This window comes from Streptomyces corchorusii (assembly GCF_001514055.1).
Classification (GTDB): Bacteria; Actinomycetota; Actinomycetes; order Streptomycetales; family Streptomycetaceae; genus Streptomyces; species Streptomyces olivaceoviridis.
Genome location: NZ_KQ948353.1, coordinates 135270 through 150683 on the forward strand (window position 1 = coordinate 135270; position 15414 = coordinate 150683).

Here is a 15414-nt window from a genome sequence, read left to right on the forward strand (position 1 = left end):
TCGCGGGAGGTGGTTCAGGCGGGCAGCGGCGCGTTCGCGGCGATCAGGCCCTCCTCGCGGAGCGCGGTCCAGAACGCGGCCGGGACCGTCTCGGCGAGCGCGGCGACGTCCTCGGCGACGCGGCTGGGGCGGGTGGCGCCGGGGATGGCCGCGACGGTCGCCGGGTGGGCGAGGGAGAACTGGAGCGCGGCGGCCTTGATGCCGACGCCGTGCCGCGCGGCGAGCGCCTTGATCCGCTCGACCTTGGCGACAATGTCTGCGGGGGCCTGCTGGTACTCGAAGTGCGTGCCGCCCGCGAGGACGCCCGAGCTGTAGGGACCGCCGACGACGATGTCGACGTTCTGCTCGGCTGCGGCGGGCAGCAGCCGCTGGAGGGCACGCTCGTGGTCGAGGAGGGTGTAGCGCCCCGCGAGGAGGAACGCGTCCGGCCTGGGCTCGTCCAGGTCGAGGGTCACCTCCAGGGGTTCGACACGGTTGACGCCGAGGCCCCAGGCCTTGATGACCCCTTCGTCCCGCAGCCGGTCCAGGACCCGGAAGGCTCCGGTCCGGGCGGTGTCGTACCTGGTCAGCCACTCGTCGCCGTGGAAGTCCTGTGCGACGTCGTGCACCCAGACGATGTCGAGCCGGTCCGTGCGCAGGCGCTTGAGGCTGTCCTCGATGGAGCGCAGGGTGGCATCGGCCGAGTAGTCGTCGACCATCTTGTTGGGGCGTCCGTGCTCGAACAGGCCGCCCTTCTCGCCCAGGTCGCGGGCGGCAGGGTCCTCGGCCTCGTCCAGGATGATCCGGCCGACCTTGGTGCTCAGGACGTAGGCGTCGCGGGGCATGCCGGACAGCACCTCGCCCAGGCGGATCTCGCTGAGCCCCGCGCCGTAGAACGGGGCGGTGTCGAAGTAACGGATGCCGTGGTCCCAGGCGGCCTGGACGGTGGCCGCCGCCTCCTCGTCCGGGATGGCGCGGAACATGTTGCCCAGCGGGGCGGTGCCGAAGCCAAGGCGTCCGGGAAGCAGGTTCTCGATGCTCATGGGGGGTCTTTCGGTGAGGGTGGTGACGGGCGCCGCGCGGGGTGTCCGGCGGCTCGTCGTCCTTGTGCCACCGAGGCTAGGATCGAGGAGTTGAGACTGTCCAAGACATAGTTGGACAGACTTGAGTCCCCAGAGGTCTTACATGCTCGATCTGCGCCAGCTCACCTACTTCGTCGCCGTCGCCGAGGCCGAACACGTCGGCCGGGCCGCGGAGGCCCTGCACATCTCCCAGTCGCCGCTCAGCCGGCAGATCGCCCAGCTGGAGCAGAAGCTCGGTCTGACGCTGTTCGAGCGCAGCCAGCAGCGGATCCGGCTCACCGCGGACGGCCGGGTCTTCCTCAGCGAGGCCCGCGCGCTGCTGCGCCACGCCGAGCGGCTGGAGAACCTCGGCCGGCGGCTGGGCCGGGGCGAGGAGGGCGGGCTGTGCATCGGCTACGTCCCGCATGCCCTGCACACCGGCATCCTGCCCAGCGCGCTGCGCGCCCTCCAGCAGCGCAGCCCCGACATCCACGTCGCCCTGTACCCCCTGAGCCCCGCCGAGCAGTTCGAGGGTCTGCGGCAGCGGAGCCTGGACATCGCGCTCGTCCACGAGCCGCCCGCCGACGACGACCCCGACCTGTGCTCCGCGCTGCTGCTGGAGGACCCGCTGATGCTCGCGCTCCCCCACGGGCATCCGCTCGCCGAGCAGGAGGTCGTCACCGCCGCCGATCTCGACGGGCAGCCCTGGATCGCCGTGGCGGACTCCCAGCATCCGGCCTGGCGCGACGTCTTCATCGCCGCCTGCGCGGCGTCCGGGTTCACACCGGACGTGCGGCTGGACGCCGCCGAGCCGCAGACCGCCCTCGGACTCGTCGCCTCGGGACTGGGCCTCGCGCTGATCCAGAAGAGCATGCTGCGAGGCGCCGGCGAAAACATCACCGTACGGGAGCTGCCGTGGCACGAGGCGTCGGTACGGCTCTGGGCGGCCTGGCACCTCACCGATCTCCGCCCGGTCGTGCCGTCGTTCCGCGAACTGGTGCTGAGCGGGGCCGGTACCGGGTGAGCGAACGGGGTAGGTGTGCCTCCGTCCGGCGCGGGAACTTGGTCCGACCGGGTGCGGCCCTGGTGAGAGGAGTCCCAGGTGACAGCGTCGACATCGGCGGCGGATGGTCGGGACGCGAGTGCCCAGGAGGCCGGCTGCGAGCCTGATCCGCGCCGGTGGCTCGCGCTGTGGGTCACCTTGGTGGCGGGCTTCATGAGCCTGCTCGACGTGACGATCGTGGCGGTCGCCCTGCCCACCATCCAACGGGAGCTGGGTGCCTCCCCCGCACAGGTGCAGTGGGTGGTCACCGGATACGCCCTGACCTTCGCCCTCGCCCTCGTCACCGCCGGGCGTCTCGGCGACGCGCTGGACCGGCGCCGTATCTTCCTGCTGGCCCTCGGCGGTTTCGTGATCTTCAGCGCGGTCTGCGGAGCGGCCCCCGGCATCATGCTGCTGGTGGCGGCCCGCCTCGCCCAGGGCCTCGCGGCCGGCTTCATGGCCCCGCAGAACTCGGCGCTCATCCAGCAGATGTTCCGCGGCGCCGAACGCGGCCGGGCCTTCGGCTTCTTCGGTGCCACCGTCGGCATCTCCTCCGCCGCGGGCCCCCTCATCGGCGGTGTCATCCTCGCCCTCGCCTCCGGGGCCCAGGGCTGGCGGTGGATCTTCTACGTCAACGTCCCCATCGGCGTCCTCGCCATTCTCCTCGGCCGCCGCCTGCTGCCCCGCACCCGGCGCTCCGGGCGGGGCCGGGTGGACGTGCCCGGCGTCCTGCTCCTCGGCCTGGGCGTCCTCGCGCTCATGTACCCGCTGGTCCAGGCGGAGTCCGGCGGTCTCGACCGGCTGTGGTGGCTGTTCCCCGTCGGTGCGGCGGTGCTCGTCGTCTTCGCTCAGTGGCAGCGCCGCCTGGTCGCCCGGCACGCCCAGCCGCTGCTCGACCCGCGCCTGTTCAGCACCGTGCGCGGCTACGCCGTCGGCGCCGGGATAGGAACGCTGTACTTCATCGGCTTCAGCGGGGTCTGGCTGGTGTTCGCTCTCTTCTACCAGCACGGCCTCGGCTTCTCCCCGTTCCGGTCCGGCCTCGCCGTGACTCCGTTCGCCCTCGGCTCGGCGAGCGCGGCCGTGGTGTCCGGGCGGCTGGTGGACAGGTTCGGCCGCCTGCTCACCGTGTGCGGCCTGACGGGCGTCATCGTCGGTCTGGGCGGCACCGCGCTGCTGCTCCGCTTCGTGCCTCTGGACATCGCTCCCTGGGTCGCCGCCCCGGTGCTGTTCCTCGCCGGCGTCGGCGGTGGCTTCGTGGTCTCCCCCAACATCACGATGACCTTGCGGGACGTGCCCGTGCGGATGGCGGGCGCGGCGGGCGGCGCCCTCCAGACCGGGCAGCGGCTGGGCGCCACGCTGGGCACCGCCGCCCTGCCGGGCCTGTTCTACCTGGTGCTCGGCAGGAGCCACGACTACCGGGGCGCCCTCGTGACCGCGCTGTGCGCCGCCCTCGTCGGGATGGTGGCGTCCCTGGCGCTCGCGACGTTCGACTGGCAGCGCGACCGGCGGTCGAGCCACCCGCACCGGAAGTGCCCGGACGAGGTCGCGCACGACCCGGTGCACGCCCGGCAGACCTGACCGGCCCGCGCCCGCGCACGGCCGGCCGCCGGTCAGCGCCCTGCGGCGCGGCCACGGCGCCCGCAGGGCCATCGGAGTGGTGCCGGGCCGTGTCGGGCGGCGGGCGCGGCCGGGGTTGGCCATGCTGGGCCGGAGCGGCACCCAGTGGCGACAAGGAGCACCCGCATGCCGACGGACCCGGTCGAACGATTCCTGGCGGCGCTGGACCCCCACCACCGGGAGGCCGTCGGCGCGCGGTCGCGCGAGGAGCAGGAACGCCTCGCGGCGGCCTGGGAACGGGAACTGGAATCGGACGACGAGCTGGACACGCTCGACGAGCTGTCCCCGCCGGCGGCGGAGGCCGAGGCGGCCCGCCGCGTCCTGGACCGCGACGCCGGCTAGAGCGCCGGCACCCGGTGCCCCGCGTGCGGTCGGTCCCGCGGAATTCGGCGGAATCTCTTACGGCCGCCTCGGACCCTCGGCGTTAGGGTCGGCCCCGTGACACTCTCCATCGAAGAACGAGAGCAGTTTCTCGCGGAGCCCCACATCGGCGCGCTGTCGGTCGTGGAACGGCCGGACCGCGCCCCGCTGACGGTTCCCATCTGGTACCAGTACACGCCGGGTGGCGAGCTGTGGGTGCGCACCGGGGCCGATTCCCGCAAGGCGCGGGCGATCCGCACCGCGGGGCGTTTCAGCCTGATGGTGCAGCGCACGGAGCCCACGGTGCGCTACGTGTCGGTCGAGGGACCGGTCACCAGGACGGCCCCGGACAGTCACGAGCACTCCTGGGAGATGGCGGCCCGCTATCTGCCACGGGAGAAGGTCGCCGGGTTCGTGGAGTACGACCGGGCCCGGCTCGGCGAGCACTTCCTCGTCTACATGCGGCCCGAGCACTGGGTCTGCGCCGACCTGGGAGCCGTCTGACGGTACCGGCGCCGGGCCGGGCCCCCGCCCGCCCGGTGCCCCCGGTCGGTCCAGGCCCAGGCCCCGGCGGCCGGTGCCGTGTGGCTGGTCGGGGGTGAACCGGCCGGTCCAGGGCCGCGGAGCGGTCCGGCATCGTGCCCGTCGTCGGCTTGCTCCCCCGGCGTCCGACCTGGATGAGCGACCGGATCCGGCTGGTCGAGGCCCGGTGTGTGCCCGGCACCGGATCAGTGCCACGCTCGCCCGGCCCCGCGTCCGGCTGCCGGCGGACGAGACCGCACGGGCTCCGGTGCACAGCGTGACGGCAGCGGTTCACCGCCGCCGTCACACTTTCGGGCGGTACGGCGCTCAGGGCGCCCAGGGTGCCTCGACGGACCAGGTGGTGTCCTCGGTGAAGGTGCTCGGGTTGTCCCAGGTGTGGGTCCCGCCCGGCTGGGCCAGCCACAGTTCGGCGTTGATGTGCCGCAGGTACTGCCCGGGGAAGTTGGCCGCCGACAGCCGGATGCCGCCCTCGCCCTGGACGGGGCACCAGGTGGCGTCGGCCTTGTACAGGGCGGAGGTGTCGCCCGCCTCCCGGCGGATCCGGAAGTCGCGGTGGCGCAGGTACTCACCGGGATAGTTGCGGGACTCGAAGGAGTAGCAGAGCCTGTTCGCCAGGCCCGGCTTCACCTTCCAGGTGGCGTCCTGCTTCAGCAGGTCGCTGCTGCCGGAATCGACCGCCTCCGTGTAGCCGAGGCCGTCGTAGTGACGGATGTAGCGGTCGGTGTGGCCGGGTGTGGTGACGCGGATCGACACGTACTGCTCCAGGGGCAGCTTCACCGGCGGGCCGAGGGTGCGGGAGGCGGCGACCAGCGCCTGGTTGGCCGCGCGGACCCGGGACTCGTCGACCTTGACGACCCGGCGGTCGTAGGTCATCAGCCCGTTGGTCTCGTTCTCGACGTCGGTGATCTGGGTGTAGACGGACGCCGAGAGACCGCCGGCGGGCATGGCGTTCTCCCGGATGCCGTCGAGCAGGCCCACGAACCGGTCGTCGAGCGCGGACAGGCTCGGCTGGTCCTCGTAGCTGAAACCGCCGCCCGGGTACCACTCGTGGCCCTGTACCCGGTAGCCGAGGCCGCCGTACTCCCCCAGCACCGAGGCCCGCACCGGTTCCGTCGGCGTGTTGCCCGGCCCGACGTAGTTGTGGTTGTCGACCACGTCGCCGTTGCCGCCGTCCTGGGCGCCGCAGCAGTTGACGCCGCTCATGTTGTCCACGAGGCGCGAGGGGTCGTACGCCTTGACCATGTCCGCGATGCGGGCCTGGTCGTACTGGCCCCAGCCCTCGTTCTGGTCGACCCACTGGATGAGCGCGGGCGAACTGCGGTGCTGGTCGATGACGGCCCGGTACTCGTTCTCCCACTGGGTGCGGGCCGCGCCGTCCGGTGCCTTGCCGCTGTCCATGGACGGCATGTCCTGCCACACCAGCAGCCCGAGCCGGTCCGCCCAGTAGAACCAGCGTTGCGGTTCCACCTTGATGTGCTTGCGGACCATGTTGAAGCCGAGGTCCTTGTGCTTCTCCAGGTCGTACCTGAGCGCCGCGTCGGTGGGGGCGGTGTAGATGCCGTCCGGCCAGTAGCCCTGGTCCAGGGTTCCGGTCTGGAAGACGAAGCTCCCGTTCAGCACCGGCCGGCGGACGCCGTTCACCTCCTTCACCGCGATCGAGCGCATGCCCGCGTAACCGCCGACCTTGTCACCGCCCGGGCTGCCGGTCAGCCGGGCGGTGACGTCGTACAGGAACGGGTCGTCCGGCGACCACAGGCGGGCGTTCGGCACGGGCACGGAGAACTCGGCGCCCACCCTGCCGGTGGCGCTCGCGACCGGCGTACCGCCGCTGGAGACGGTGACCTCGACCCCGGCGCCGGTGGCCCCGGCGGCGCGCACGGTCACGCGCAGGGTGCTGTCCTCCAGGTGCGGGACCAGGTCGAGGCGGGTGATGTGCGCCGCCGCGGTCGGCTCCAGCCAGACGGTCTGCCAGATGCCGGACGAAGCGGTGTAGACGATGCTCCGGCCGGCGTGCGGGGTGACGTCCTGGATGCGCTGCTTGCCGATGGCCTGGCCGCCGGTCTCCGTAGGGTCGTACACGGACACGACGATCGTGTTGGTCCCGCCGCTCCTCAGCAGGGGTGTGATGTCGTACGAGAACGCGTCGTAGCCGCCGCGGTGCACGGCGCCCGCCTGCCGGCCGTTGATCCAGACGGTCGTCTCCCAGTCGGAGGCGCCGAAGTTGAGCTGGACGCGGCGGCCGTCCCAGCCGGCGGGCACGGTGAAGGTGCGCTTGTACCAGAGCCGGTCGTTCCCGGTGATCTTCCGCTGGATGCCGGAGAGCGCGGACTCGGGTGCGAACGGGACGCGGATCCGCTCACCGAACGTCGTCGGCTGCGCGGCGTCGCGGGCGGTGACGGCGAAGTCCCAGATGCCGTTCAGATTGGCCCAGTCGGGCCGGGTGAGCTGGGGACGGGGGTACTCCGGCAGGGGGTGGTCCACCGGCACCTGATCGGTCCAGGGGGTGGACATCGGCGCCGGCTTGGGCGTCCAGGGCACGGCGGCTCGTGAGGGGGACGCTCCCGCGGTGAGGAGGGTGGTGACGGCCAGCGTCGTCACCACGAGGGCGCTCAGGAGGTGCCGCAGGTGCCGTAAGGCCTGTTCCGGCCGGGCCGGCCGGAGGGCCCTGCGGGGTGGGAGTCTCAGCACGGTGTCTGCTCCATGTCTGCTCCGTGTCCGTTGCGGGCGGGGCCGTGGTCAGCCGGTGTAGGTGTGCAGGGTCAGGCCGTACCGGCTGAGGATCTCGTTGACGGGCTGGAACCAGGTCTCGCCTCCGCCGGCGCAGTCGCCCCAGCCGCCCGAGGTGACGCCCTGCGCCTGGTCTCCGGTGATGAAGGAGCCCCCGGAGTCGCCGGGTTCGGCGCAGGCACTCGTCTTCGTCAGCTGGTGCACCGCGCCCTGGCTGTAGTTGACGGTCTCGTTGAGGGCGAGCACCGTCCCGCAGTGCCAGTGGGACGTCGATCCCGACCGGCAGACGGAGGAGCCGACGGGCGCCACGGCCGAGCCGCGCACGAGCTGGTCGGGCACCGTGCCCCAGCCCAGCACCACCGGAACCGTCCACCAGCCGCTGCCCACGCTCACCCAGGCATAGTCGTTGTCCGGGAACGAGGAGCCCTGGAACGTGCCGATGTACGAGCCGTCCCAGCCGCTGACTCCGGCGCCGGGCGAGCCGCAGTGTCCGGCGGTCACGAAGCCGCCGTACACCGAGAACCCTATGGAGCAGCGGACGTTGCCCGTGTAGTAGGGGTCCCCGCCGACGGTTCCCGCGGCGAAGGTGCGCGGGGCCGCGGAGACGGTCCGGACGGTGACGGGGCCTGTCTCGCGGGCCCGGGACACGAAGCGCCGGACATCGTTGTCAGAGCGGTGCCTCCCCACGACGTCGACGACGACCGTGCCGGCCCTCGGATCGACGTGCCAGCCGCTGACCCCCGAGGGTGCGGGGAGCCGGTCGAGGCGCGCCTTGACGGCGTCCAGTTCCCGGGCCGTGTGCGCGGCGGTACGGGTCTCGGCGCCGGCCGCCTCGATGGCGCGGCGTGCGCCCGGCGGGGCGTCCGGGGTGAGGGCCACCGTCAGGCGCCCTTTCGCCGCGTCGAACCAGGAGCCCGCGTAGGCGTCCCCGGCCGCCCTGCGCACCTTCGGATCGAGGGCGGCGGCGGCCCGCTCGGCCGCGATCCGCGCCTCGGCCTGCTTCCGGGTGAGGTCGAGATCGCGCTGCATGGCGATCAGGACCCCTTCGGACGCGGGTTCGGCGGCGGAGCCGAGCGGGGTGGTGGCGCCGGGTGGGGTGGTGGCGCCGCTCGCCGCTGCGGGGACCGCGCCCGCCGCGCCCGATCCGCCGAGGATCAGCAGCGCGGCCAGTACGGCATGCGTAAGTCTCGTGCGTCTCATGGGACTTGCCCTTCGTCGTTCCAGGGGTGGGGTGGAACAGCCGAGTTCTGAGAGCGCTCTCATGCGTGGCGGGGCAGAGCCTAGCCGCCCATTGCCGTCAGGTCCATGCCAATGCGGGATGTGGGTGGGGAACGAGAGAGGCCGGCCTGCGCGCGCCTGGACACGCGCCCGTGCCCGGACGTGCGCCCGTGCCCGGACAGGTGCCCCGGGCACGGGCGCAGGCCGCCGGTTTCCGGCGGAACCGCGTTACAGGGAGCGTTCCAGACGGTCCGCCATCAGCTTCACGAACCGGGCCGGTTCCTTCGGCTGGCCGCCCTCGGCGAGCACCGCCAGGCCGTGCAGCACCTCGGCGGTCTCGGCCAGCTCCGAGCGGTCCTCGCGCTCCTTGTACGCCTGGTTGAGCCCCTTCACCAGCTGATGGTCCGGGTTGAGCTCCAGGATCCGCTTGGCGCGGGGCACCTCCTGGCCCATGGCGCGGTACATGTTCTCCAGGGCCGGCGTCAGGTCATGCGCGTCGGAGACGACACAGGCCGGGGAGACGGTGAGCCGGGAGGACAGGCGCACCTCCTTGATGTCCTCGTCCAGTTGCTCCTTCATCCAGCCGAGCAGCCCGGCGTACTCCTCGGTCTGCTTCTCCCGCTCGTCGTCGGCGGTGTCCTCGTCCTTGGCGTCGAGATCGATCTGCCCCTTGGCGACGGACCGCAGCTTCTTGCCCTCGTACTCGCCGACGGCGTCGGCCCACACCTCGTCCACGGGGTCGGTGAGCAGCAGCACCTCGATGCCCCGGTCCCGGAACGCCTCCATGTGCGGGGAGTTCTCGATGCTCTGCCGCGACTCGCCGGTCAGGTAGTAGATGTCCTCCTGACCGTCCTTCATCCGCTCCACGTAGCTCTTGAGCGTGGTCGGCTCGGTGTCGTGGTGGGTGCTCGCGAACGACGCGACGGCGAGGATGGCGTCGCGGTTCTCGGAGTCGGTGACCAGTCCTTCCTTCAGGACGGTGCCGAACTCCCGCCAGAAGGTGGCGTACCGCTCCTGGTCCTTGGCCATCATCTCCTTGACCGTGGACAGGACCTTCTTCGTCAGCCGGCGCCGCATCATCTCGATGTGCCGGTCCTGCTGGAGGATCTCGCGGGAGACGTTGAGCGAGAGGTCGGCCGCGTCGACCACGCCCTTGACGAAGCGGAGGTACGGCGGCAGCAGCGCCTCGCAGTCGTCCATGATGAACACGCGCTTGACGTAGAGCTGGACGCCGCGCTTGAAGTCCCGCGTGAACAGGTCGTGCGGGGCGTGCTCGGGGAGGAACAGCAGGGCCTGGTACTCGAAGGTGCCCTCCGCCTGGAGCCGGATCGTCTCCAGCGGGTCGCGCCAGTCGTGGGCGATGTGCTTGTACAGCTCGTGGTACTCGTCGTCGGACACCTCGTCGCGGGGCCGCGCCCACAGCGCCTTCATGGAGTTGAGCGTCTCCGGCTCGGGCGCCTCGTCGCTCTCGCCCGCCGTGGCGGAGCGCTCGGGCACCATCCGGATGGGCCAGGTGATGAAGTCCGAGTACCGCTTGACGATCTCCCTGATCTTCCAGGGCGAGGTGTAGTCGTGGAGCTGGTTCTCCGGGTCGGCCGGCTTGAGGTGGAGCGTGACCGAGGTGCCCTGCGGCGCGTCGTCCACCCGCTCCAGCGTGTACGTGCCCTCGCCGCGCGACGACCAGCGGGTGCCCTGGCTCTCGCCGGCGCGCCGGGTCAGCAGGGTGACCTCGTCGGCCACCATGAAGCCGGAGTAGAACCCGACGCCGAACTGGCCGATGAGTCCTTCCTCCCCGGCCGCGTCCTTGGCCTCGCGCAGCTCCCGCAGGAACTTCGCGGTGCCCGAGTTGGCGATCGTGCCGATGAGCTGCCCGACCTCGTCGTACGACATCCCGATGCCGTTGTCCCGCACGGTGAGCGTACGGGCGTCCTTGTCGATGTCGATCTCGATGTGCGGGTCGGACACGTCGGCGTCGAGCGAGTCGTCCCAGAGCTTCTCCAGGCGCAGCTTGTCCAACGCGTCCGAGGCGTTGGAGACGAGCTCCCGCAGGAAGACGTCCTTGTTCGAGTAGACCGAGTGGATCATCAGCTGCAACAGCTGACGGGCCTCTACCTGGAACTCGAAGGTCTCGGTCGGCATGTTCGCGAATACCTCACAGGTCCTGTCGCCGGAACTGGTGGAGCCACTGTAAAACACCACGTCAGCGCGGTGGCCGGAAGAGCGGGCCGTGACCGGATCCGCACCGGTCGCGTCCCCCTCCGCACGGGCGCGCACCCCGCCGACGCGCTGCGTGGCCAGTTTCTCACGCTGGGGAACGGCATCGCCGTACCAGTGCCGTTGCCGCAGCCGGCGCTCATAACCGGCGGTTCCCCGGGTACTCGCCGGGTCCGGGTCCCGGCAGCCGGGGCCCTCGAAAGCCGAGCAAAGGACACACGGAGGTACAGAGATGAGCACGGTCAAGGAAGCGGTGGAAGTCGAGGTTCCGCTGCACACCGCCTACAACCAGTGGACGCAGTTCGAGGACTTCCCCAACTTCATGGAAGGCGTCGAGGAGGTCAGGCAGCTGGACGACCGGCACAATCACTGGACCACGAAGATCGGCGGGGTACGGCGCGAGTTCGACACGGAGATCGTCGACCAGCTGCCCGACGAGCGCATCACCTGGCGCACCACCAGCGGCGACACCCACCAGAAGGGCACCGTCCGCTTCGAGCGCCTGGACGACATGCACACCAAGGTCGAGCTGGTGATGGATGTCGAGCCCAGCGGAGCCGTGGAGAAGGTCGCGGATCTGATCGGCACGATCGACCGGCGCGTCAAGGGAGACATGAAGCGGTTCAAGCAGTACATCGAGGAACAGGGCGGGGAGTCCGGTGCCTGGCGCGGCCGGATCCGGCCCGGAGACAGCGGCTCGTCCCTCTGATCCGGACGCGGCCGTGACGCATACGCCGCCGAGCACACGGGCTCGGCGGCCGTTTGCCGTCGCGCCGGGGCGTTGACGGAAGGGGCGGCGCCATGGATGCCGACTCCCGCATCAGGGCCTCGGTCGAGGAGCACTGGCGCGCTTCCGACCGAGGGGACGTCGAGGCCGAGCACGCGCTCTACGCTACGGACGCGATGCTGGACTGCTCGCAGTCGGGCGAGCGTTTCCGGGGCCGCGGGACGATCGCCGCACAAGCGGCGGGCACCCGGCCGACCGGCACTGTGTCATCACCTACGACGGCGCGCCTGCGTACCCGGTGATACCTCCGGCCGACGCGACCGGCGTGGTCGCGCGGCGCGCTTCGGCTCGCACACTCCCGTCCCACGGCGCACGATAATCACAGGGGGCACTCGGACCACGGTCCGTGCTCCGGGCCGTGGGCGGCAGGAGGAGGTCGTCATGACCCGCGCCGACACCGTCGCCGCAGCCCGGATACCCGACACGATTCAGCCGGGCGGCGTCGAATCGGAGAACCACCCCTGGAGGATCCGGCTGGTCAAGCATCCGGAACGCTTCGAGTCCTCGTTCTTCCAGGCCGCGAAACGCACGGCACACAAGATCCTGGACGAGATCGACGACGCCGACCTGCCCTACGGGCCCCGGCCCGTGGCGCCCGCGCACTGGGAGATGCACCACGGGGGCAGCCTGTGGGTGAAGACGACGAGCGGCTGGCGGATGTACCGGGCCCGCGCGGGCATCGAGTGGAGCATGCAGTTCTGTGCCGAGCCGTCCAAGATCGACCGGCTGCGCCAGGACGCGGCCACCCTGGTGGCGGGGTTCCCCGAGACGCTGCCCGCCCTGGCGGAACTGGGCTACGAGGAAGCCGAGGAGCTGCTGCGCACGCCGATCACGGACGCCGACGGCGTCGAGGCGTGGACCGACTCGCTCTTCAACGCCTGTGTGCCGATGAGCCGTGGGGACCACCAGGGAATCCTGCCCAAGGTGCCCGGCGAGCACCACTACCCGTGGCCCGTGAAGGGCGCGGACTTCTTCCGGTACGACGACTTCCAGCTCTGGGTGACCCTGCCCGACGGGACGCACGGCGCCGTGGCGCCGGTGGACCGGCGGGGCTCCGGTGACGGGCATGTGCGTCTGGTGCTCGCCTCCGAGGGCAGCCAGGCCGCGGACGCGCTGGCCGAGGCGCAGGACCGCGGGCTGATGGCGGTCCTGCCGCCGAACAGCTCCGCCGCGCTCCAGGCGTTCGCCCACCAGATCGAGTCGGGGCAGCGCACCGCGTCCGGGCCGCCGGCGACACGCCGGGCGCACGCGCACGGGAACGGCCGGGACTCACGGGCCCGTTGAGCGAGGTGACGCCCGCGTCCGGCGTCCGGCCGGCAGGGGCCCGGAAAGGCTCCGCCCCGCGGGAGGCCCCGCTAGGCTGCCGGGCATGTCCACAGCAACCGTTGGATCCGTCGTCGGCGCCCTGGCTCTCTCCGTCATCTGCCTGGCCGGGGTGACCGGTTGTTCCTCCGGCTCCGGCCACGACGCCTCCGACGACGGTTCCCCACTGTTGAAGGGGCTGCGCACCGTGTCCGGCGACAGCGGCAGGAGCGGCCCGGTGACCTATCTCGACGCCGCCGCGGTGCGCGGGCTGGGCGAGGACGGGCAGAAGCGGTTCGCCGCCGTGGGCCGGCCGAGCAGCGCCTTGCTGAACGCGTACGACCCCGGTCCGTGGGCGGGGCACCTCAAGGAGGACCAGGTGGACACCGCCGTCGACACCAAGGCGGCGGGGCACTGGGAGGGTTCGTTCGACGCGGCCGGCATCACCGCCTCGCTGAAGGCGAACGGCTACACCCGCGGCGAGCAGGACGGCAGGGAGACCTGGACCCGCCCCCACGGCAAGGGCGTGGCCCTGCAAGTCTCGAAGGACACGATCTCCTACACCGTGCCGGGCACCGCCCCGCTGTCGGCCGTGCACCCCGAGGAGGGCGCCTCGCTGGCCGACATCGAGGAGTACCGGCGCGCGGCCGGTTGTCTGGGCGACGTCTACCGCGCCGACTTCAATCCGCTCACCGCCACGAAGCCGGTGCGCCTGTCCGCGCTCGGCCAGCGGGCCGGCTCCGCGGGGAAGAACACCGAGGTGCTGTGCGCCGTGGTGAAGGACGAGGCGACCGCCCGGCGCCTCGCGGCCGAGCTGCGCTCGGTGATCCGCGAGAAGTCCCCGCGGTACGACGGCGCGAAGGTCACCGTGCGGCGGGGCGAGTGGCCGCTGGTGCGGACGACCGTCCCGGACACCGCCGACCGACGCCCCGGCCGCCTGATGCTCTCCGACCTCGACCTGTGGCTGGCCGTCAGCGGACTGTGAGGCGGCACGGGGCGGCGGTGTCCGGCGCGAGCCGGTGCGCTCAGCTCGGGTTGTCCCCGTGGGTGAGGGTCTCCCAGGCGACGAAGAGGTTGTTGCTGCCAGCCGGGCGGTTCTGTTCGGTCAGGGCCTGGGTGTTGGTCATGGCGATGCCCAGGCGGTTGTGCAGGGCGTTGTAGCCGACCTCGGTGACCGGGCCCAGTCCCCGGTTGACCGACCCGCCGCACAGCCAGCTCGGGACGGCGGCGCCCAGTTCGTACTTGGACTGGAAGCCGAGCGCCTGCCGCAGCCGCTCGCCCACGTCGGTGCCGTACAGGTCCTGCCCCTGGATGCGGCTGGTCTCGGCGACGTGTGAGATGGCCGAGATGCCGTAGCCGGTGTGGGTGAAGTCGCGGCAGGTCTCCTGGGTGAGTCCGGTGACGAAGGTGGACTGGCCCTGCCAGTAGGAGACGATCTTGTCGCGCGTGTTCAGGTTCTGGCTGGGCACGGTCTTCGGCAGGTCGCCGTCGGAGGCGAGGTACACGTACGCGGCGGTGCGGGTGCGGAACTTCGCCATGGCGGTGTCGTACGACGCCTTGTCCTCCAGGAAGACCGAGATGCCGACGGCCGCCTCCATCATCGACAGCTCCCAGTTGCCGTTGGAGTTGGAGCCGTTGATGATCTCGGGCAGGTACACGTTGCGGAGCATGGTCGCGAACCGGCCGGAGTTGGCCCACGTGCCGGTGTACGTGTACTTGATGATCTCGGCGGCCTTCGGCCAGGAGGATCCCGCCCAGCCCGTCTGCAGCGGGGCGTTGCTGTTGGTGTGGTCCTGGAGCACGGCGGACCAGGCGTCCATCAGCTCGATCGCCTTCTTGGCGTAGCGCTCGTCCCGGGTGATGTACCAGGCGAGCGCGTCGGTGTACGCCGCGATCGCGTCCTCGCGTTCGTCCGTGCAGCCGTAGTTGGGGTTGGAGTACGACCCGCACTCGACGACGGCGCGCGGCTGGGGAGTGCGGCTGAGGCTCGCGTACTTGCTCGCCATCATCTGGTCGTACGCGCTCTTCCAGGGCTGCGCGCCGGCGAGCACCTTGGTCCGGGCGAAGTCGAGTTGGGCACGGGAGACGGTGACGCCGGGATGGGTGAACGTGGCGGGGGCGGCCTCCGCCCGCTGGCTCCCGGGCCAGGAGAGCAGTCCGGTGGTGAGCAGGGTGGCCGCCGCCGTGAGGGCGAGAGCGGAGCGCGGGGACTTGCGACGGCGCCGAGCGGGTGTGTCCTGCATCTGATCCCGTCCTCATATGTGAACGAAATGCGGCTGACTGAACGTGCGAGTTGACGAGACCATAGGTACGGACCAGTTGGCCGTCAAGTGGACGGGAGCGCCAACTCCCTTCCCCCGCTGCCACGTTCATGTCTTGACGAGATTGGTTCAGACCTCTTAATTTCCCGGTGCCGGGCGGACCTCCACGCGCAGCGCTCGACCGGCGAGGCCCTCCCTTTCCCCACGGACGCGAAAGGCAGTGATCTCTTCCCTTGGCCGCTCAATCCCCCCATCGCGCCCCGCTGTTCAGGACCGCGCTCGCCGCCGCGGTCGCCCTCTCGG

General features: G+C 71.4%; 13 protein-coding genes. 8 read left to right on the top strand and 5 right to left on the bottom strand.

Going from position 1 to position 15414, the window contains the following annotated elements; all coding sequences use genetic code 11:
* Positions 1–14 precede the first annotated feature (14 nt).
* A complete protein-coding gene (locus tag AQJ11_RS07845) occupies positions 15–1022 on the bottom strand; it encodes an aldo/keto reductase (protein WP_059262374.1) in 1008 nt (335 codons plus the stop codon).
* Between the two features lie 142 nt (positions 1023–1164).
* Here AQJ11_RS07845 and AQJ11_RS07850 point away from each other — a divergent pair, with 142 nt between their 5' ends.
* The 4 genes from AQJ11_RS07850 (at position 1165) to AQJ11_RS07865 (ending at position 4563) form a co-directional block, all read left to right on the top strand.
* Positions 1165–2064, top strand: a complete 900-nt coding sequence (locus AQJ11_RS07850) for a LysR substrate-binding domain-containing protein (protein WP_059262375.1) — start codon at positions 1165–1167, stop codon at positions 2062–2064.
* 78 nt (positions 2065–2142) lie between these two features.
* Positions 2143–3660 carry an MFS transporter gene (locus AQJ11_RS07855; protein WP_059262376.1) on the top strand — a complete coding sequence of 506 codons (1518 nt, stop codon included), beginning with the start codon at positions 2143–2145 and terminating at the stop codon, positions 3658–3660.
* Between the two features lie 165 nt (positions 3661–3825).
* A complete protein-coding gene (locus AQJ11_RS07860) occupies positions 3826–4041 on the top strand; it encodes a hypothetical protein (protein ID WP_014676944.1) in 216 nt (71 codons plus the stop codon).
* 96 nt (positions 4042–4137) lie between these two features.
* Positions 4138–4563 (top strand): pyridoxamine 5'-phosphate oxidase family protein, encoded by a 426-nt coding sequence (locus tag AQJ11_RS07865; protein ID WP_059262377.1) that lies wholly within the window; start codon positions 4138–4140, stop codon positions 4561–4563.
* A 345-nt stretch (positions 4564–4908) separates the two neighbouring features.
* Here the strand turns inward: AQJ11_RS07865 and AQJ11_RS07870 are convergent, their stop codons facing one another.
* From AQJ11_RS07870 to htpG, 3 genes are all read right to left on the bottom strand, one after another.
* Positions 4909–7203 carry an AbfB domain-containing protein gene (locus AQJ11_RS07870; RefSeq protein ID WP_398780669.1) on the bottom strand — a complete coding sequence of 765 codons (2295 nt, stop codon included), beginning with the start codon at positions 7201–7203 and terminating at the stop codon, positions 4909–4911.
* Positions 7204–7338: 135 nt separating this feature from the next.
* On the bottom strand, positions 7339–8529 hold the full coding sequence (locus AQJ11_RS07875) for a S1 family peptidase (protein WP_059262378.1): 1191 nt from the start codon (positions 8527–8529) through the stop codon (positions 7339–7341).
* Positions 8530–8775: 246 nt separating this feature from the next.
* The gene (gene htpG / locus AQJ11_RS07880) at positions 8776–10686 is read right to left on the bottom strand and encodes a molecular chaperone HtpG (protein ID WP_058083382.1); all 1911 of its coding nucleotides are present in this window, start codon (positions 10684–10686) and stop codon (positions 8776–8778) included.
* A 307-nt stretch (positions 10687–10993) separates the two neighbouring features.
* Here htpG and AQJ11_RS07885 point away from each other — a divergent pair, with 307 nt between their 5' ends.
* From AQJ11_RS07885 to AQJ11_RS07900, 4 genes are all read left to right on the top strand, one after another.
* Positions 10994–11470: an SRPBCC family protein gene (locus AQJ11_RS07885; RefSeq protein ID WP_014676939.1), complete on the top strand. Its 477-nt coding sequence runs from the start codon at positions 10994–10996 to the stop codon at positions 11468–11470.
* Positions 11471–11562: 92 nt separating this feature from the next.
* Positions 11563–11790, top strand: a complete 228-nt coding sequence (locus AQJ11_RS07890; RefSeq protein WP_244218152.1) for a nuclear transport factor 2 family protein — start codon at positions 11563–11565, stop codon at positions 11788–11790.
* A gap of 139 nt (positions 11791–11929) precedes the next feature.
* Positions 11930–12832, top strand: a complete 903-nt coding sequence (locus AQJ11_RS07895; protein ID WP_014676938.1) for a DUF6424 family protein — start codon at positions 11930–11932, stop codon at positions 12830–12832.
* An 85-nt stretch (positions 12833–12917) separates the two neighbouring features.
* Entirely contained in the window at positions 12918–13835 is a 918-nt protein-coding gene (locus tag AQJ11_RS07900) for a hypothetical protein (RefSeq protein ID WP_059262379.1), read from the top strand.
* Between the two features lie 40 nt (positions 13836–13875).
* Here the strand turns inward: AQJ11_RS07900 and AQJ11_RS07905 are convergent, their stop codons facing one another.
* Positions 13876–15093 (bottom strand): alginate lyase family protein, encoded by a 1218-nt coding sequence (locus AQJ11_RS07905; protein ID WP_058083378.1) that lies wholly within the window; start codon positions 15091–15093, stop codon positions 13876–13878.
* Positions 15094–15414 lie beyond the last annotated feature (321 nt).